This is a genomic window from Kitasatospora sp. NPDC097605 (assembly GCF_040302725.1).
Lineage (GTDB): Bacteria > Actinomycetota > Actinomycetes > Streptomycetales > Streptomycetaceae > Kitasatospora.
Map to the genome: position 1 here is coordinate 79776 of NZ_JBEOSF010000027.1, position 18022 is coordinate 97797.

The window sequence follows — 18022 nt, forward strand, 5'->3', positions numbered from 1 at the left end:
GGATAGACTGATCGATATGCGCCGAGCGAAAATTGTCTGCACCCTGGGTCCCGCGACGGACTCCTACGAACAGCTCAAGGCCATCGTCGAGGCGGGCATGAACGTCGCCCGACTGAACATGAGCCACGGCACCCACGCGGAACATGAGGAGCGGTACCGCAAGGTCCGCCAGGTCTCGGAGGACACCGGCAAGACCATCGGCGTTCTGGCCGACCTCCAGGGCCCCAAGATCCGTCTGGCGACCTTCGCCAACGGCCCGGTGACCGTCGACAACGGCGACGAGTTCACCATCACCACCGAGGACGTCCCCGGTGACCAGCACATCTGCGGAACCACCTACAAGGGCCTGCCGGGCGACGTCAAGCCCGGTGACCCGGTCCTGATCAACGACGGCGTCATCGCCCTGGAGGTCGTCAGCGTCGACGGCCCGCGGGTGAGGACCGTGGTCGTCGAGGGCGGCGTGCTCTCGAACAACAAGGGCATCAACCTCCCCGGCGCGGCCGTCAACGTGCCCGCCCTGTCCGAGAAGGACAAGGAGGACCTGCGCTTCGCCCTGCGTCTGGGCGTCGACATGGTCGCCCTGTCCTTCGTCCGCAACGCCGCGGACATCAAGGACGTGCACGAGGTCATGGACGAGGTCGGCATCCGGGTGCCGGTCATCGCCAAGATCGAGAAGCCGCAGGCCGTCGAGGCGATGGAGGAGATCGTCCTCGCCTTCGACGCGATCATGGTGGCCCGCGGCGACCTGGCCGTCGAGTACCCGCTGGAGCGGGTGCCGCTGGTCCAGAAGCAGCTGATCACCCTGGCCCGCCGGAACGCCAAGCCGGTCATCGTCGCCACCCAGATGATGGAGTCGATGATCCACGCCTCGCGCCCGACCCGCGCCGAGGTCTCCGACGTCGCCAACGCCATCCTGGACGGCACCGACGCGGTCATGCTGTCCGCCGAGTCCAGCGTCGGCAAGTACCCGGTCGAGACCGTCCGCACCATGAGCCGGATCTGCGAGAAGGCCGAGGAGGAGCTGCTCTCCCAGGGCCTCCAGCCGCTCAACCCGGGCCGCAAGCCGCGCACCCAGGGCGGCTCCATCGCCCGCGCCGCGTGCGAGCTGGGCGACTTCCTGAACGGCAAGGCGCTGGTCGCGTTCACCAAGTCCGGGGACACCGCGCGCCGGCTCTCCCGCTACCGCTCGCCGATCCCGGTGATCGCCTTCACGCCGGACCACGCCACCCGCAACCAGCTCTCGCTGAGCTGGGGCGTCGAGGCGCACGTGACCGAGCAGGTGGAGACCACCGACGAGATGGTCGCGCAGGTCGACCGCGAGCTGCTGCGCATCAGCCAGCTGGGCGAGGGCGACACCGTGATCGTCACCGCCGGCTCGCCGCCCGGCATCCCCGGCAACACCAACATGGTCCAGGTGCACCACCTGGGCACCCGCAAGGGCTGAGGCCGCGCGGAACACGCCCGTGGGGCGGTCCCTCCGGAGGGAGGGGCCGCCCCACGGGCGTGCGGGGTCCCGGCTCAGGCGTTCCCGGGGTAGGGCAGGTCGTCGTTGTAGAGCTGCATCCCGGGGATCTTCAGGGTGCCGCCGAACTGGCCCGACTGGATCGCGGTCACCCCGGTCAGCTCGATCCACAGCGGCAGCTGGAGCTGGCCGATCAGGTCGTACAGCCACTGCGGCAGCGGGCCGTCCGGGGTGAGGGTGAGCTCGCCCAGGTCGATCGGGACCGGCAGGCCGAGCACCTTGGACAGGTGGCCGGAGAGCCGCTCCACGTACATGGTGACCGGGCCCTTGCGCATGGTCGAGACCGAGCCCGGCGCGCCCTTGACGTGGAAGGTCTTGCCGTTGCCCTCCAGTGTCGACATGTGCAGGTTCTCGATGTCGACGCTCTCCACCTCGAACTTCAGCACCCGCTTGGTGCCGGTGGGCGTCTGGACGTTGACCACGCCGAGCAGCACGGCGTGGTTCAGGGCGAGCCGGGTGGTCTGCAGGGTCCAGTTCTGGTCCGGGACCAGGATCGGATTGTCGGCCGGCTTGCCGCCGGGGGCCAGCGCCTTGGTGTCGACCAGGCAGTTCGGGTCCTTCGACGGCGTGGCCGAGGGGCTGCCGGAGGCGGTCGGCTTGGCGGCGGCGGACGGCTTCGCCGAGGCGGACGGGGTGCCGGACGGCTTCGGGCTCGCCGGGGTCGTCGGGGCGGTCGGCGTGGTCGCAACGGTCGGCGCGGTCGTCCCCGGGGTGGCGGAGGGCGTGCCCGTGGGCTCGGCGGTTCCGGTCGGCGTGCCGGTGGGCTCGGCGGTCGGGGTGGGCGTCGGGGCCTGGGTCCCGGCGGCCGGGGCCACGGCGCGCGCCCCGGCGGACGGGCTCGCGGTGGCGGTGGGGCTCGCCGGGCCGCCCGGGACGATCAGGTCGGTGACGCCGCCGACGATGTCGTCGATGAGACCGGCCTGGACGACCCCGCCGCCGGCGGCCGTGGGCGTGGTCGCCGTCACCGTCGGTTCCGGCACCGTCGTCGGGGCGGTCGTCGGCCCCGTCGTCGGGGCGGCGGTCGGCGCGGGCGTCCCGGTGGCCGTGGCCTCGGGCAGCGGCACCGACGGGCCGGGGATCGGCGGCGGCAGCTCGCTCTTGGGCACCGGCGTCTCGGCCACCGCGGGCGGCTGCGGCACGGTGTCCGGGGCGGTGGCGCAGGGCTTGCCGGCGGTGGACTCGGCGATCGCCGGGTTCGGCGTGTAGGCGGCGGCCATCAGCAGCGCGGTCGGCACGGCGGCCATCGCCAGCGCCCGGCCGCGCAGCCGGACCCGGACGGGCGTGCGGGGCGCCGCGTGCCGGGGCGAGCGCTGCGCCGGGGCCTGCGGAAGCTCCTCGCGCGGCTCGCTCACCGGATCTCCTTCGGCTCGCCGGCCTGCTGCGCCGGGACGGTCCCCCCGGCGGCGGCCGGGGGCTGCTGGGCGGCGGCCTCGTCGACGGGCACCTCGGCGGCGGCCGCGGCGGCCGGCTCCTCGGCGACGCGCTCGGCGACGCGCTCGGTGACCGCGGCCTCGGCCTCGGCCGGGTCGACGGCCGGCAGCGGTGCCCAGGCGATCATCAGACCGCCGCCAATCAGGCCCGGCAGGATCGACAGACCGAAGCCGCCCAGGTTGGAGACCGGGATCGAGACCAGGGTGAGCAGGGTGGTGGCGATGCCCGCGAAGACCCGGACGACCGGCTGGAACCAACCGGTCAGCCCGAGCACGATCAGCAGCACCCCGATGATCAGCGAGCCCGCGCCGGCCGTGGTGGCCATGGCGATCGTCATGCCGTTCAACGACAGGTTGGCGTACGGGAAGTACATGATCGGGACGCCGGCGAAGATGGCCAGCAGCCCGCCCCAGAACGGCCGGGAGCGGCGGAAGTCGCGGAACACCCGGCGCCCCCACCTCAGGGGGTTCTCGCGTTCGACGGGCCGCGGCTCGGCAAGGGTGCTGGACACGGAGCAGCTCCTCGATGGTGTGACGAGGTGAAACAGAAAGGGGGAGCCCGGGGACGGCGGCCCTCCGGCCACCGCCCCCGGCCCCCGACCCGCCGTCAGGCGGTCAGCCGGTCAACCGAGGAGCCGGCTCAGAAGCACTCGTGGCTGTCGTCGGTGTAGAGGTTGAGCTTCAGGCCACGGAGGTTGAAGGTGCCCGCCGAGGTGGCCCACGCGGTCTGCTTCACACCGGACAGGTCCGCGGTCTCAGCGGCCTGCGCGAAGCCGGTCTTGCCGCTGGGCAGGCCGGAGCCGAGCGCGGACGTCCACTTCTTGGTCGCCTCGCCCTTGAGGGTGGAGGCGTCCTGGCCGATGTTGATGTTGCCGAACTCGGCGTCCGCCTCGAGGGAGTCGAGGTCGATCAGCAGGTTCTTGGCATCGACCTGACGCGTCGCGTCCTCGCTGTCACCGGCCTCCAGGCGCAGGGTGACCTTCGGGAGCTTGAAGGGCAGCGGGATCACATTGGGGTCGGTGACCAGCGACTGGCACAGGCCCTTGATCCGGGCGGTGTCGAAGGCCGAGACCGCGACCGGGTGGGTCGTCTTGTTGGTCTCGACGTCGATCGAGCCGAACTGCGCGAAGTTGGTGCCGTGCAGCTCCTTGGCGGAGACCTTGAACTGCTGGCCCGAGATGCTGAACGAGGCGGCCAGCGCGCTGTTCGCCAGGCCGACGCCGACCGCGGCGGTGGCCGCGAGGCTCGGCACCATCACCAGGGCGAAGCGCTTCCAACGGGTCTTGCCGTAGGTCTTGGACATGCGTGTCCTCCTTCTGGGACGTACATCTCCGGCTCCCCGGTGGCGGATCCCGCACCGATGGGGGCCTGGGATGGGAGAGAGCTACGTCCTCGGTAGCGGAGAGCGCCGTGACTGGACGGGCGATCCCCCCGAGCGACAACCAGCGACCGCGCGGGCAGCGCGGCCGTACGAAGGACAGGAACCGCCGTGGGAGCGGATGACCCCCCTGCCCTCTCGCCGGCGGCGGGGCCGCCGGCCGCCCGGTGGGGATCCCCTCCTCCGGGTCCGCCGACCGGCTGCCGGCGGGGGTCGAAGTGTGGGGACCGGGCGTGCCGATGCTGCTCGAATCCCGGGCGAAGCACAAGGGGTTGCATTACTGACGGGTAATCCCACACGGGCGCAAATGATCATGGAATCAGCGCCCTAGTCACGCAGCGTGACGAAATGGAGGATTGGTGAGGGCGAAATCCCTCGGAAACATCAGTGAAACACCCGTGGACGGTCACATGTCGTGACCGTCCACGGGTGTTGTCAAGATTTGGTAAACCTCAGAGAGGATGACCGGATTGTCGCCAAATCACCAGGCGGCACCGCAGGTCATCAGCCGTGTCACCGACCGGAGTTCAGAACAGCACCCGGGCCAACGCCTGGCGCGCCGCGGTGACCCGGGGGTCCTCCGGGCCGATCACCTCGAACAGCTCCAGCAGCCGCAGCCGGGCGGCGTCCCGGTCCTCGCCGAAGGTCTTGCCGACCGTCGTGACCAGCCGGCCGAAGGCGTCCTCGACGTGCCCGCCGACCAGATCCAGATCGGCCGCCCGCAGCTGGGCCCCGACATCCTTCGGGTCGGCTGCGGCAGCCGCCCGGACCGCCTGCAGGTCCAGCCCCTCGACCCGCTGGAGCAGCTGGGCCTGGGCCAGGCCGACCTTGGCCTCGGCGTTGCCCGGCTGGTCGGCCAGCACGTTCTGGTAGGCCCGGATCGCGCCGCCCAGGTCCCCCTGGTCGAGCGCGTCGTGGGCCGCGGCCAGCGCGGGGTCCTCCGGCCGGCGCGGGGCGGCGCCCTCCGCGCCCCCCTCGGCGGGCGCGCCGCCGGTGCCGACGATGCCGAAGCGCTGCTCGGCGACCAGGATCAGCTGGTCCAGCACCTTGCGGACGTTGGCCTCGTTCTCGGCGCCCTGGAACAGCGGCACCAGCTGGCCGGCCACCACGGCCATCACGGCCGGGATGCCCTGGATGCCGAACTGCTGGGCGATCAGCTGGTTGGCGTCGACGTCGATCTTGGCGAGCACGATCCGGCCGGCGTACTCCTCGGCCAGGCGCTCCAGGATCGGACTGAGCTGCTTGCAGGGCCCGCACCACTCGGCCCAGAAATCGACGACCACCGGCACCTCGGTGGACCGCTGGACCACCTCGGTCTCGAAGGTGTCCTCGGTGACATCGACGACGAGCGGGTACCCGGCCGCGACCGGGGCGTCCCCGGCCGCCTCGCCGGCGGCCGCCTGGCGGGCCCGCTCGGCCCTGGCCTGCTCGGCCTTCTGGGCAGCCTCGCCGGCTGCCTTCACCGCGGCGAGGTCGACCGCACCACGCAGGGCGGCACTGTTGAGACGAGAATTCCGTGGCTGCATGGCACCATCCTCCCCCGCCCGCACCGCTGGTGGGCACCAACCTCCCGGAAAACGCCCCGCGCGGGCTGCGCGGTCCCGATTCCCGGGGTGGCGGAGCCACTCCCCGATAGCCTGAACCGTTCGACGCGGATCCCCATCCGCGCCCGCGCCGCTCCCGTCCCACGGGGACACGGCGCCTGGTCGTCGCTTTCGCTACGAGTCGTAGCGTAACTGGACCCGGGGCACCCGCCGCAAGCCCTGTCCGCCCCTGCCGGACGTGAGGTGGGCCACTTTCCCGCACGGCCCGGCTGACCTGGACACGCAACAGTCGCTACCGTTACCAGCCCCACCCAAGTTACTTACCGGTAAATCGCAAGGAGGCCCGGTGCCGGCCCCCCAGCCACCCGCCCCGGAGAGCCCGGAAACCGCCGCCACCCGAACCAAGGGCCGCCCGCGCAGCGCCGCCGCCGACCGCGCCATCCTGGACGCCACCCGCGAGACCCTGGCCGAGCTCGGCTGGGGCGGGCTCACCATGGGCCATGTCGCGACCCGGGCCGGCGTCGCCAAGACCACCCTGTACCGCCGCTGGCCGTCCAAGAACGAGCTGGTGGTGGACGCCGTCGCCAGCCTCTTCGACGAGCTGGTGATGCCCGACCTGGGCAGTCTGCAGGCCGACATCGAGGCGGTGGTGACCCAGTTCGCCGATCTGCTGGCCCGCCCGGAGACCCAGGCGGCGCTGCTCGCGCTGTTCGCCGAGGGCACCCGCGACCGGCAGCTGCGCCGGCGGATCCGGGAGGCGATCGTCGACCCGCAGAAGCGCCTGGTCCGGCAGGGCCGCACGGCCGCCCAGACGCGCGGCGAGCTGGCCCCGGACGTCGACGAGGCGACCGCCCGCGAGGAGGTCGACATCATCTTCGACACCATCGCCGGGACGGTCGAGCACCGGGTGCTGGTCAGCGGCGAGCCGATCACCCCGGAGTGGACCCGGCGCTTCACCGGCCTGCTGCTCGGGACCTTCCCGATCCCGCCGGCCGGCTGAAGGCACGCGAAGGCCGCCCGGCACCCGCGAGGGGTGCCGGGCGGCCGGAACGGGTCTCAGAACCGGGCGGTCTCCCGGTAGATCCCCCACTCGTCGCGCAGCGCGTTGCAGATCTCGCCCAGGGTCGCCTCGGCCCGCACCGCGTCCAGCATCGGCGGGATCATCGACGCGCCGGACCGCGCGGCGTCCAGCATGGCGTCCAGCCCGGCCCGCACCGCGGCCTCGTCCCGGGCCGTCCTGCGCGCGCCCAGCACCCGGACCTGCTCGCGCTCCACCTCGTGGCTGACCCGCAGGATCTCCAGTTCGGGGGTGACGCTGCGCGGGTGGCAGTTGACGCCGACGACGCGCTTCTCGCCCTTCTCCACCCCCTGCTGGTACTGGAAGGCGGCCTCGGCGATCTCGCCGGTGAACCAGCCCTCCTCGATCCCGCGCAGGATGCCGGAGGTGATCGGGCCGATCGCGTGGTCCTCGCGGCCCTTGTCGAGGATCTTCCGGAAGATCTCCTCGGCCTGCTGCTCGATCCGGTCGGTCAGCGCCTCGACGTACCAGGAGCCGCCCAGCGGGTCGGCCACGTTGGTGACGCCGGTCTCCTCCATCAGCACCTGCTGGGTGCGCAGGGCGATCTCGGCGGCCTGCTCGGAGGGCAGCGCCAGGGTCTCGTCCAGGGCGTTGGTGTGCAGCGAGTTGGTGCCGCCGAGCACCGCCGAGAGCGCCTCGACGGCGGTGCGGACCACGTTGTTGTACGGCTGCTGGGCGGTGAGCGAGACACCGGCGGTCTGGGTGTGGAACCGCAGCCACTGGGCCTTCTCGGTCTTCGCGCCGAACCGCTCGCGCATCCAGCGGGCCCAGATCCGGCGGGCGGCGCGGAACTTGGCGATCTCCTCGAAGAAGTCGAGGTGCGCGTCGAAGAAGAAGGACAGGCCCGGCGCGAAGACATCCACGTCCAGGCCCCGGGACAGGCCCAGCTCGACGTAGGCGAAGCCGTCGGCCAGGGTGTACGCCAGCTCCTGCGCGGCCGTCGCCCCGGCCTCGCGGATGTGGTAGCCGGAGACCGAGAGCGGCTTGTACGCCGGGATCCCGTTCGCGCAGTACTCCATGAGGTCGCCGATCAGGCGCAGATGCGGCTCGGGGGCGAAGAGCCACTCCTTCTGGGCGATGTACTCCTTGAAGATGTCGGTCTGCAGGGTGCCGTTGAGCACCGCCGGGTCGACGCCCTGCCGCTCGGCGGCGACCAGGTACATGCAGAAGATCGGCACCGCCGGGCCGCTGATCGTCATCGAGGTGGTGACCTCGCCGAGCGGGATGCCGCGGAACAGCACCTCCATGTCGGCGGCCGAGTCGATCGCCACGCCGCAGTGGCCCACCTCGCCGAGCGAGCGCGGGTCGTCGGAGTCGTAGCCCATCAGGGTGGGCATGTCGAAGGCGACCGAGAGGCCGCCGCCGCCCGCCTCCAGGATCATCCGGTACCGCTCGTTGGTCTGCTCGGCGTTGCCGAAGCCGGCGAACTGGCGGATGGTCCACGTCCGCCCGCGGTAGCCGGTCGGGTGCAGACCGCGGGTGTACGGGTACTCGCCGGGCCAGCCGATCCGCTCGAAGCCCTCGTAGGCCTGCCCGGGGGCCGGACCGTAGACCGGCTCGACCTCGTCCCCGGAGAGGGTGGTGAAGTCCGCGTCCCGCTTGCGGGCACTGTCGTACCGCTGCTGCCAGCGCTGCCGCCCGCGCTCGATCTCCTCGGCGTCCATGACCCCGAACTCCGCTCCGTACGGCCGCCACACCAGCGGGCGGCACAGCTGTTAGGACGTCCTACTAATTTACTCGGACGTCCTAGTACTTGTCGACGGACGCCCGGTCGAAGCACCGGGAGCATATCCACGGCGGGCGGCTACGGAACGTGCATGCGGAAGGGCGCCCTCCCCGTGCGGGGAGGGCGCCCTTCGGGACTTCGGTCAGACGCCGGCCGGCTGGCGGGCGGCGTCACCGGCGGGCAGCTTGACGGCGGCCTCGGCGACCACCTTGCGCTCGGCGACGAAGGAGGCGAACGGGATGCAGCCGGCGGCCAGGAAGAAGACCATCCGGCCCAGCGGCCACTTGAGCTTCTGGCCGAGCATGAAGGTCACCACGAAGTACCCGATGTAGAGGTAGCCGTGCAGCATCGCGACATAGGTGGTCAGGTCCTCGGCCGCGTCGAAGCCGTACTTCGCGACCATGAAGCCGCAGAACACCAGCAGTGCCACACCGGTCGCAATGGCCAGGGCGCGGTACCAGCCCAGCAGGGGGGTCGCCTTCATCGTCTTCATCGCCTCGCTCGGCAGCATCGGGGGGTACGTCCGGATCCGCGCACCGCTCACACGAGGGTAGCCGCCCTCACGCCTCCGCCCGTGCAGGCCCCTCACCGGACGCCTCGGTGAAGTCGCCCGCCGCCACCCGCAGCGGGCGGAGCAGCTCGAAGACCTCGCGGCACCGGTCGGCCCCGTACTCCTCCAGGCCGAAGTCCATCGCCATGAGCTCCCGGGTGGCGCCCTCGACGACCTCGCGGCCCCGGTCGGTGATCGCGGCGAGCACGCCCCGGCCGTCCAGCGGGTTGGGGCGGCGGGCGACCAGGCCGGCCCGCTCCAGGCGGTCGACGGTGTTGGTGACGCTGGTCGGGTGGACCATCAGCCGCTCGCCGATCTTGGAGAGCGACAGCTCGCCGGTCCGGCTGAAGGTGAGCAGCACCAGCGCCTCGTAGCGGGCGAAGGTCAGCCCGTACGGCTTGAGGACCGCGTCCACGCGGGAGAGCAGGATCTGGTGGGCCCGCATGATCGAGGTGATCGCCGCCATGGCGGGGACGGTCCCCCAGTGGCGGGTCCACAGTTCGTCGGCGCGGGCGATCGGGTCGAAGTCGAGAGCGAGGGGCTTGGCCACCTCCTTACCGTACCGGCGGGCGCGGCGCGGGCTATCAGGCGTCCTGATGGTGGACAAGCGCGACACGTGGCGGGATCCCGCCAGTCGACTCGTCAGGTACATACCAGCACGTTGCGGGGGTGTGAACGGGCGCCAACCACCCCGCCGGCCGGGGTGGTTGACCCCCCGGACGGCGTCCGCCCCGCTATCAGGCGTCGGTTCGGACGGTAACCCGCTGAAAGACGGGGCGATTCGCCCCTTTTGTCACTCCGTTCACCTTCCGCCGCATTGGCGGGACCTGGCCAATCCCTGAACAAGACCTGTCATTTCACTTGTTGGATTGTCATGCTTTCCGCCAGCCCCGTCCGGTGGCCACCGCCCCACTCGCCGGTGACCACCGTGGACCGCACGGAGCAGCACGTCAGCGCCCGTTCCGCCCCTCAGGTGCCAACCCCGGCACCCCGGAACGCGGCGCGACCGCGCACACGCGGTTTCCCGGAAGGACCTGTACGTGAAGCGAAAGCTCGCAGCCGGCGCCGTACTCTCCGCCACCGCCCTCCTCACCGGCGTCATCCAGGTGAGCACCGCCGCCCAGGCCACCCCCACCCCGTCGGTCCAGGCACAGGCCGCACAGCACCGCGCCGACCTGATCGCGCTGGCGAACGGTCAGGGCGGCCCGCTGAGCAAGGCCCTCGGACTCGGCGGCCAGGAGGCGCTGGTCGCCAAGGACGCCGTGGTGGACGCCGACGGCACGCGCCACCTCCGCTTCGAGCGCACCTACGCCGGCCTGCCGGTCCTCGGCGGCGACCTGGTCGTGCACCAGGCCGGCGACGGCTCCGTCAAGGCGGTCGACAAGGCGGTCACCGCGCGGATCACGGTGCCGAGCCTGACGCCGGGGATCCCCGCCGACCAGGCCGCCGCACAGGCGTCCGGCGCCGTGCAGTCCACCGTCGGCATCGCCGCCGACAAGGACGAGTCCCCGGTCACCAAGGTCCACCAGGCCGGCGCCGCCCAGCTGGTGGTCTGGGCCGCCGACGGCAATCCGCGACTCGCCTACCGGACCACCGTGGAGGGCGTCCGCGCCGACGGCACGCCCAGCAGCCGGCTGCTGGTCACCGACGCCGCCACCGGCCAGGTGCTGTCCAGCCACGAGCAGGTGCAGACCGCCACCGGGACCGGCACCGGCGTCTTCGTCGGCACCGTCCCGCTGACCACCACCCAGAGCGGCTCGTCCTACTCGCTCAAGGACGCCTCGCGCGGCGGCCAGTCCACCAGCGACCTCAAGGGCAAGACCTCCGGCTCCGGCACCCTCCTCACCGACACCGACAACGTGTGGGGCGACGGCACCGCCGCCAACCGCCAGTCGGCCGCGGTGGACGCCCAGTTCGGCGCGGCGGCCACCTGGGACTACTACAAGAACACCTTCGGCCGCAACGGCATCAAGAACAACGGCGTCGGCGCCACCAGCCGGGTCCACTACGGCAGGAACTACGTCAACGCGTTCTGGAACGACTCCTGCTTCTGCATGACGTACGGCGACGGCACCAACAACAGCAACCCGCTGACCGCGCTGGACGTCGCGGGCCACGAGATGACCCACGGCGTCACCTCGGCCACCGCCGGCCTGAACTACTCGGGCGAGTCCGGCGGTCTCAACGAGGCCACCTCGGACATCTTCGGCACCATGGTCGAGTGGTCCGCCAACCTCCCCGCCGACCCGCCGGACTACCTCATCGGCGAGGAGATCGACATCAACGGCGACGGCACCCCGCTGCGCTACATGGACAAGCCCTCCAAGGACGGCGGCTCGGCCGACTCCTGGTCCTCCTCGGTGGGCGGCCTGGACGTCCACTACTCCTCGGGCGTGGGCAACCACTTCTTCTACCTGCTGGCCGAGGGCAGCGGCGCCAAGACCATCAACGGCGTCGGCTACAACAGCCCGACCTCCAACGGCTCCACGGTCACCGGCATCGGCCGGGACAAGGCCGCGGCGATCTGGTACCGCGCGCTGACCGTCTACTTCACCTCGACCACCAACTACAAGGCGGCCCGCACCGGCACCCTGAGCGCGGCGGCCGACCTCTACGGCGCCGGCAGCGCCGAGTACAACGCGGTGGCGGCCGCGTGGAGCGGCGTCAACGTCAACTGACGTCCGCGCACCGAGCGTCCGGGGCCCTCAGGGAGGGAGGCCCCGGACGTCTGGTCATTCGCCCGCGTAGCAACGCGGCCCGAGGCCGGCAAGCCCCGCCGCTGGCGGGATCCCGCCAGCGGATCAATCGGCGCATACCCGGCAACTGTCGCACCCACCACCATCCGTAGTGGTCTTGGCGAAACCTGGCCAACCCCCGGCGGCGCCCTGTCCTTTCACGACCTGCATTGTCATGCTTCTGACCAAAGCCCCGTCCGGACGTCCGTCGCCCCCACCCGCCGACGGCGCGTCAGGCCGCACGGGAGCAGCACGTCCGCGCCCTACCGCCCCCTGGCGCCGACCCGGCGCCCCGGTACGAGGCGTGACCGCGCACCCGCGGTTTCGTGGAAGGAACCCGCACGTGAAGCGAAAGCTGACAGCCGGCGCCGTACTCTCCGCCTCCGCCCTGCTCGCCGGCGCCATCCAGGTCGCCGCCGCCCCCGCCCAGGCCGCCCCCGTCCAGCAGCGCGAGTCGCTCATCGCGATGGCGGGGCAGCAGGCCGCGCCGGTGGCGAAGGCGCTCGCCCTCGGCGGGCAGGAGCAGCTGGTCGTCAAGGACGTGGTGGTCGACGCCAACGGCACGCGCCACCTGCGCTACGACCGCACCTACGCCGGCCTGCCGGTCCTCGGCGGCGACCTGGTCGTCCACCAGAAGGCCAACGGCTCGATCGCCTCGGTGGACCGGGCCTTCGAGGGCCGGATCTCGCTGGCGAGCCTCACCCCGGCGCTCTCCGCCGGCACCGCCTCCACCCAGGCCGTCGACTCGGTCCGGGCCACCGTCGGCATCGCCCCGGCCGACGCGGACGCCTCCCCCGTCACCCGGGTCGACGGCGCGAGCACCCCGGACCTGGTGGTCTGGGCGGGCGACGGCAGCCCGCGCCTGGCGTACCGGACGGTGGTCCACGGCGAGCGGGCCGACGGCACCCCGAGCAGCCAGCGGCTGGTCACCGACGCCGCCACCGGCCAGGTGCTCTCCACCCACGAGGAGGTGCAGACCGCGACCGGCACCGGCAAGGGCGTGCACGTCGGGACGGTCACCCTGACCACCACCCAGAGCGGCTCCACCTACCAGCTCAAGGACCCGTCCCGCGGCAACCAGTGGACCGGGAACGCCAAGAGCGGCAACGCGCTGTACACCGACGCGGACAACACCTGGGGCAACGGCACCGCCTCCGACACCCAGTCCGCCGCCGTGGACGCGCAGTTCGGCACCGGCGCCACCTGGGACTACTACAAGAACACCTTCGGCCGCAACGGCATCAAGAACAACGGCGTCGGCGCCAGCAACCGGGTGCACTACGGCAACGCCTACGTCAACGCCTTCTGGCAGGACTCCTGCTTCTGCATGACCTACGGCGACGGCTCCGGCAACGTCAACCCGCTGACCGCCGTCGACGTGGCCGGCCACGAGATGAGCCACGGCGTCACCTCGGCGACCGCCAACCTGACCTACTCCGGCGAGTCCGGCGGCCTCAACGAGGCCACCTCGGACATCTTCGGCACCATGGTCGAGTGGTACGCCAACCTGCCGGGCGACGTGCCGGACTACCTGATCGGCGAGAAGATCAACATCTTCGGCAACGGCCAGCCGCTGCGCTACATGGACAAGCCCTCCAAGGACGGCTCGTCCAAGGACTCCTGGTACTCCGGGATCGGCGGCATCGACGTCCACTACTCCTCGGGCGTGGCCAACCACTTCTTCTACCTGCTGGCCGAGGGCAGCGGCGCCAAGGTGATCAACGGCGTCAGCTACAACAGCCCGACCTCCAACGGCTCGACCGTCACCGGCATCGGCCGGAACAAGGCCGCCGCCATCTGGTACCGCGCGCTGACCGTGTACTTCACCTCCAGCACCAACTACAAGGCCGCCCGCACCGGGACCCTGTCCGCCGCCAAGGACCTCTACGGCCTCGGCACCCCCGAGTACAACGCGGTGGCGGCGGCCTGGAGCGCGGTGAACGTCAACTAGCCGCCGACGGACCACCCCCCGAAAAAACGGCAGGCTGCCGGGGCCCACTGGGAGAGGAGGCCCCGGCAGCCTGCCGGCACGTCGAGGGGAGGGGTCAGGCCGTGGCCGGCACCGCACTCTCGCCGCGCTCCTCCTTGGCGAGCATCCGCTCGGCCACGAAGCCGCCGCCGGGCAGCACCGAGAGGATGAACAGCAGGGCGCCGCGCTTGACGTCCCACTTCTGCGTCTGCCAGGCCATGATCCAGAAGACGACGTACAGGATGAACAGGATCCCGTGGATCATGCCCATCACCGGTACGGCGTTGAAGTCGGTGGTGCGCTTCAGCACCGAGCAGAGCAGCAGGAGCAGGAAGGAGACCCCTTCGGGGCCGGAGACCAGGCGCAGGCGGTGGACGGCGCTGCTGTTCACGATGGGTACCTCGATACGCGGGGGGCTCGGAGATCGCTTGTGAACCGGCTCACAAGCATCCGCTCCATTATCACCGAGCAGATGTGCGGACCTTCCCCCGGGGGTGGTACCGGAGCCCGGCCGCCCGCTTTGTCGCAGACGCGTACCAGAACACCGCCGCCCCCTCCCCCGTCGCGCCCGCCGACCGCTAGATTGCGCCCGTGGCACAGTTTCGACTCCAGGGGTCAAAGACGCTCGCCGTCGACATGACCGGCGATTCCGTGAAGGCCAAGAACGGCTCAATGGTCGCGTACACCGGCCAGATGAACTTCAAGAAGCTCAGCGGGGGCGGTGACGGCCTGCGCGGCATGGTGACCCGCCGGCTCACCGGTGAGCAGATGACGGTCATGGAGGTGAAGGGACAGGGCACCTGCTACTTCGCCGACCAGGCGACCGAGATCAACCTGGTGCGGCTGAACGGCGAGACGCTCTACGTCGAGTCCGACAACCTGCTCTGCACCGAGGGCACGCTGAAGACCGGTACCACCTTCACCGGCCTGAACGGCGTCTCCTCCGGCAACGGCCTGTTCACCACCAAGGTCGAGGGCCACGGCTGGGCCGCCGTCACCTCCCAGGGGCCGGCGATCATCCTGCGGGTCTCCCAGGGCATGCCGCTGCGGGTCGACCCCGGCGCGTACGTCGCCCACACCGGCAACCTCAACCGCTCCATCAAGTCCGGCGCCGGCTGGAGCACCTTCATCGGCGAGGGCGGCGGCGAGGCCGTCCAGGTGGAGTTCACCGGCGAGGGACTGGTCTACGTGCAGCCCTCCGAGAAGCTGACCGTCGGGGGCGACGTCTGATGGCGTTCACGAAGATCAACAACAAGATGATCGAGGCCCGGGTCGTCCCGGGCCAGCGGATGTTCAGCCAGCGCGGCGCGATGCTCGCGTACACCGGCGAGGTGCGGTTCACACCGAACATCACCGGCGGGCAGGGCGGCGTGATGTCGATGATCGGCCGCCGGGTGGCCAACGAGGACACCCCGCTGATGACCGTCGAGGGCCAGGGCACCGTGCTGTTCGGCCACGGCGGCCACCACGTGCACGTGATCGACCTGACCGGCGACACCCTGTACGTCGAGGCGGACCGGCTGCTGGCCTTCGAGGGCACGCTGCAGCAGTCCACCATGTTCATGGGCTCGCAGGGCGGCGTGATGGGCATGGTCCGCGGCCAGGTGACCGGCCAGGGCCTGTTCACCACCAAGCTGGACGGCCACGGCTCGATCGCGGTGATGGCGCACGGCGGCGTCTTCGAGCTGCCGATCACCCCGCACCAGCCGGTGCACGTCGACCCGCAGGCCTATGTCGCGCACCGCGGCCAGGTCCAGAACAAGCTGTCCACCGCGCTCGGGTGGCGCGACATGATCGGCCGCGGTTCCGGCGAGGCGTTCCAGCTGGAGCTGTCCGGCAACGGCACGGTGTTCGTGCAGGCGAGCGAGGAGAAGCTCTGATGTCCTACCCTCCGCAGCCCCCGTACGGGCAGCCGCACGACCCGTACGGCCAGCCGACCCAGCCCGGCTACCCCGCCGCCCCGCCGCCCGGCTACCCGCCGCAGGGCCAGCCGTACCCCCCGCAGGGGCAGCCCTACCCGCCGCAGGGCTACCCCCAGCAGGGCGGCTACCCGCCGCCCCCGCCGCAGGGCTACCCGCCCCAGCCGCCGCAGCAGTACGCCCAGGAGCAGTTCGGCGGCGCGCAGGCCCCGCTGCCCAAGGCGCAGGACGGCTCCGGCCCGGTGGTGCACGACGCGCACAGCCTGCCGTCCAACGACAACGTCAACCCGTACGCCTTCTCGGTGGACCTCAACGGCTCCTACTTCCTGCAGAAGGGCAAGATGATCGCCTACTACGGCGACATCTCCTTCAAGGGCGTCGGCGCCGGCGCGGTGGACCGGATGCTCGGGCAGCACTTCAACTCGCCGATGCACGCGGCGGACTGGGTGGTCGCCGAGGGACGCGGCAAGCTGCTGCTGGCCGACCGGGCCTTCGACCTCAACTCCTACGACCTGGAGGAGGGGAACCTGACGGTCCGCTCGGGGAACCTGCTGGCCTTCGAGACCACCCTGCGGCTCAAGCAGTCGATCATCCCGGGCTTCCTGACCCTGATCGGCACCGGCAAGTTCGTCGCCGCCTCGAACGGGCCGGTGCACTTCGTCGAGCCGCCGATCCGGGTGGACCCGCAGGCGCTGGTCGGCTGGGCGGACTGCCCGGCGCCGTGCCACCACTACGACCACGACTACATGCACGGGCTGATCGGCGGTCTGCGCCGGCTCACCGGGCTGGGCGGGGCGTCCGGCGAGGAGCACCAGTTCGAGTTCATCGGCGCCGGCCAGGTGCTGCTGCAGTCGACCGAGGTGCTGATGGCGGAGCGGGCGGTCGGCCAGGTGCACGCCGAGGCCGGGGTGCCGATGGGCGGGGTGCCGACCCAGCACCCCTCGGGACACGGCACCCAACTGCCGAACGTGAACGTGCCCGGTCTCGGTAACCTGGGCAACCTCGGACGGCGCTTCGGGCTCTGACCGCACGGCCGCGGCGCGGCGGGACGCCCCGTCGCGCCGTGGCCGGATCGCGGCGGCCGACGGACGCGGGCACCGAGAAAGTCGTACAACATTGAACTAAATGCGGTATCCTGGGTCCATGGAGACGCACACGATCGACCCGGCCGACATCTCAGCCCCGCCGTCCGCGGCCCCCGATGAGGCGCGCGCGGAGGAGACCCCCTGGCTGACCGCCCGGGAGCAGCGGTTGTGGCGCGCCCACCTGGAGGTCGCCAAGCTGCTCGACTACCAGCTCAGCCGGGAGCTCCAGCCGCACAGCCTCGCGATCAACGACTACGAGATCCTGGTCGTGCTCTCCGAGGCCCCCGAGCGGCGGATGCGGATGACCGACCTGGCCACCGCGACCCTCCAGTCCAAGAGCCGGCTCTCGCACCAGATCACCCGGATGGAGAACGCCGGCCTGGTGCTGCGCCAGGAGTGTCCGGGCGACCGCCGCGGCCTCTACGCCCACCTCACCGAGCAGGGCTGGGCGACCATGCAGCGAGTCGCCCCGGACCACGTCCGCAGCGTCCGGGCGCACTTCATCGACCGGTTCACCCCGGAGCAGCTGGACGCGATGTACGAGGCGCTGGCCCCGGTCGCCGAGCACCTGCGCGGACTGCGCGGACGCTCCTAGTCCGAGGGCTACTTCAGGCCACCTGCCGCGAGCAGGCCGAAGGCGGCCGCCGCGAGCGCGGTGCGCGCGGCGTGCAGGGCGTTCCAGCGCGCCTCGAACCCCTGCCGCAGCGCGTGCCAGTCCGCCTCGGTGACCGGGCTGCCGGCGGCCAGCCGGGCGTTCAGCGGGACGTTGCCGAGCAGGGTGACGGCGATCGCGGCGGCCGCGCAGAGCGCCGCCGCGCCCAGCAGCCAGGAGCGCGAACCGCCGTCGCCGAAACCGCCCGCGAGGACGGCCCACGGCAGCAGCGCCGTCCCGGCCAGCACCACCAGGAACGGCGGACTGGGCACCGCCTCGTTCAGGTGCCGCATCGCGACGACGTAGGCCCGGTCGTCGAGCCGTGCCAGGCCGCGGACCACGGCGAAGGCGTAACAGAAGCAGAACCCGGCGAACAGGCCGGTGCAGACCAGGGCGAGCAGCATGACCGGACGTGCCACGGCGGCCGAACCTCT

General features: G+C 71.5%; 17 protein-coding genes. 8 read left to right on the forward strand and 9 right to left on the reverse strand.

Translation table 11 applies throughout. The annotated features are described in order from the left end of the window. The first annotated feature begins 16 nt into the window (after positions 1–16). Positions 17–1444: a pyruvate kinase gene (gene pyk, locus ABTX81_RS26755; protein ID WP_350550272.1), complete on the forward strand. Its 1428-nt coding sequence runs from the start codon at positions 17–19 to the stop codon at positions 1442–1444. A 74-nt stretch (positions 1445–1518) separates the two neighbouring features. Here pyk and ABTX81_RS26760 read toward each other — a convergent pair whose 3' ends face one another. The 4 genes from ABTX81_RS26760 to trxA all read right to left on the reverse strand — a co-directional run bounded on the left by ABTX81_RS26760 (position 1519) and on the right by trxA (position 5856). After that, positions 1519–2874, reverse strand: coding sequence for a hypothetical protein (locus tag ABTX81_RS26760; protein ID WP_350550275.1), 1356 nt, complete (start codon positions 2872–2874; stop codon positions 1519–1521). Next, a complete protein-coding gene (locus tag ABTX81_RS26765; RefSeq protein ID WP_350550278.1) occupies positions 2871–3464 on the reverse strand; it encodes a DUF6114 domain-containing protein in 594 nt (197 codons plus the stop codon). The genes ABTX81_RS26760 and ABTX81_RS26765 overlap by 4 nt, the downstream gene beginning before the upstream one ends. Positions 3465–3592: 128 nt before the next feature. Next, positions 3593–4255, reverse strand: a complete 663-nt coding sequence (locus ABTX81_RS26770; RefSeq protein ID WP_350550281.1) for a DUF6230 family protein — start codon at positions 4253–4255, stop codon at positions 3593–3595. A gap of 602 nt (positions 4256–4857) precedes the next feature. Next, the gene (gene trxA / locus ABTX81_RS26775; RefSeq protein WP_350550284.1) at positions 4858–5856 is read right to left on the reverse strand and encodes a thioredoxin; all 999 of its coding nucleotides are present in this window, start codon (positions 5854–5856) and stop codon (positions 4858–4860) included. 364 nt (positions 5857–6220) lie between these two features. On the opposite strand from trxA, the gene ABTX81_RS26780 reads away from it, so the two are divergent. After that, entirely contained in the window at positions 6221–6874 is a 654-nt protein-coding gene (locus tag ABTX81_RS26780; protein WP_350550286.1) for a TetR/AcrR family transcriptional regulator, read from the forward strand. A 56-nt stretch (positions 6875–6930) separates the two neighbouring features. Here ABTX81_RS26780 and icmA read toward each other — a convergent pair whose 3' ends face one another. The 3 genes from icmA to ABTX81_RS26795 form a co-directional block, all read right to left on the reverse strand. Then, positions 6931–8616, reverse strand: a complete 1686-nt coding sequence (icmA, locus tag ABTX81_RS26785; protein WP_350550289.1) for a coenzyme B12-dependent isobutyryl-CoA mutase large subunit — start codon at positions 8614–8616, stop codon at positions 6931–6933. Between the two features lie 204 nt (positions 8617–8820). Next, positions 8821–9162 carry a DUF3817 domain-containing protein gene (locus ABTX81_RS26790; RefSeq protein WP_350550294.1) on the reverse strand — a complete coding sequence of 114 codons (342 nt, stop codon included), beginning with the start codon at positions 9160–9162 and terminating at the stop codon, positions 8821–8823. A gap of 76 nt (positions 9163–9238) precedes the next feature. Beyond that, positions 9239–9778: a MarR family winged helix-turn-helix transcriptional regulator gene (locus ABTX81_RS26795; protein WP_350550297.1), complete on the reverse strand. Its 540-nt coding sequence runs from the start codon at positions 9776–9778 to the stop codon at positions 9239–9241. A 490-nt stretch (positions 9779–10268) separates the two neighbouring features. On the opposite strand from ABTX81_RS26795, the gene ABTX81_RS26800 reads away from it, so the two are divergent. Both ABTX81_RS26800 and ABTX81_RS26805 read left to right on the forward strand, forming a co-directional pair. Further along, positions 10269–11906, forward strand: coding sequence for a M4 family metallopeptidase (locus tag ABTX81_RS26800; protein WP_350550300.1), 1638 nt, complete (start codon positions 10269–10271; stop codon positions 11904–11906). 400 nt (positions 11907–12306) lie between these two features. After that, positions 12307–13914 carry a M4 family metallopeptidase gene (locus ABTX81_RS26805; RefSeq protein WP_350550302.1) on the forward strand — a complete coding sequence of 536 codons (1608 nt, stop codon included), beginning with the start codon at positions 12307–12309 and terminating at the stop codon, positions 13912–13914. Between the two features lie 94 nt (positions 13915–14008). On the opposite strand, the gene ABTX81_RS26810 is transcribed toward ABTX81_RS26805, so the two are convergent. Next, positions 14009–14326, reverse strand: coding sequence for a DUF3817 domain-containing protein (locus ABTX81_RS26810; protein WP_350550353.1), 318 nt, complete (start codon positions 14324–14326; stop codon positions 14009–14011). A 197-nt stretch (positions 14327–14523) separates the two neighbouring features. Here ABTX81_RS26810 and ABTX81_RS26815 point away from each other — a divergent pair, with 197 nt between their 5' ends. The 4 genes from ABTX81_RS26815 (at position 14524) to ABTX81_RS26830 (ending at position 17531) form a co-directional block, all read left to right on the forward strand. Continuing rightward, a complete protein-coding gene (locus tag ABTX81_RS26815) occupies positions 14524–15162 on the forward strand; it encodes an AIM24 family protein (RefSeq protein WP_350550305.1) in 639 nt (212 codons plus the stop codon). Next, complete coding sequence (locus ABTX81_RS26820; RefSeq protein WP_350550308.1) at positions 15162–15812, forward strand: AIM24 family protein; 651 nt, start codon at positions 15162–15164, stop codon at positions 15810–15812. The genes ABTX81_RS26815 and ABTX81_RS26820 overlap by 1 nt, the downstream gene beginning before the upstream one ends. A 251-nt stretch (positions 15813–16063) precedes the next feature. Then, positions 16064–16876, forward strand: a complete 813-nt coding sequence (locus ABTX81_RS26825) for an AIM24 family protein (RefSeq protein WP_350550356.1) — start codon at positions 16064–16066, stop codon at positions 16874–16876. Positions 16877–16994: 118 nt separating this feature from the next. After that, positions 16995–17531, forward strand: a complete 537-nt coding sequence (locus ABTX81_RS26830) for a MarR family winged helix-turn-helix transcriptional regulator (protein ID WP_350550311.1) — start codon at positions 16995–16997, stop codon at positions 17529–17531. Between the two features lie 8 nt (positions 17532–17539). On the opposite strand, the gene ABTX81_RS26835 is transcribed toward ABTX81_RS26830, so the two are convergent. Continuing rightward, complete coding sequence (locus ABTX81_RS26835) at positions 17540–18007, reverse strand: anthrone oxygenase family protein (protein WP_350550314.1); 468 nt, start codon at positions 18005–18007, stop codon at positions 17540–17542. Between the last annotated feature and the right edge of the window lie 15 nt (positions 18008–18022).

Excerpts from the sequence above, each read along its gene's own strand:
- pyk (WP_350550272.1), top strand. The coding sequence starts at position 17 with ATGCGCCGAGCGAAAATTGTCTGCACCCTGGGTCCCGCGACGGACTCC.
- ABTX81_RS26770 (WP_350550281.1), bottom strand. The coding sequence starts at position 4,255 with ATGTCCAAGACCTACGGCAAGACCCGTTGGAAGCGCTTCGCCCTGGTG.
- trxA (WP_350550284.1), bottom strand. The coding sequence starts at position 5,856 with ATGCAGCCACGGAATTCTCGTCTCAACAGTGCCGCCCTGCGTGGTGCG.
- icmA (WP_350550289.1), bottom strand. The coding sequence starts at position 8,616 with ATGGACGCCGAGGAGATCGAGCGCGGGCGGCAGCGCTGGCAGCAGCGG.
- ABTX81_RS26790 (WP_350550294.1), bottom strand. The coding sequence starts at position 9,162 with ATGAAGGCGACCCCCCTGCTGGGCTGGTACCGCGCCCTGGCCATTGCG.
- ABTX81_RS26820 (WP_350550308.1), top strand. The coding sequence starts at position 15,162 with ATGGCGTTCACGAAGATCAACAACAAGATGATCGAGGCCCGGGTCGTC.
- ABTX81_RS26830 (WP_350550311.1), top strand. The coding sequence starts at position 16,995 with ATGGAGACGCACACGATCGACCCGGCCGACATCTCAGCCCCGCCGTCC.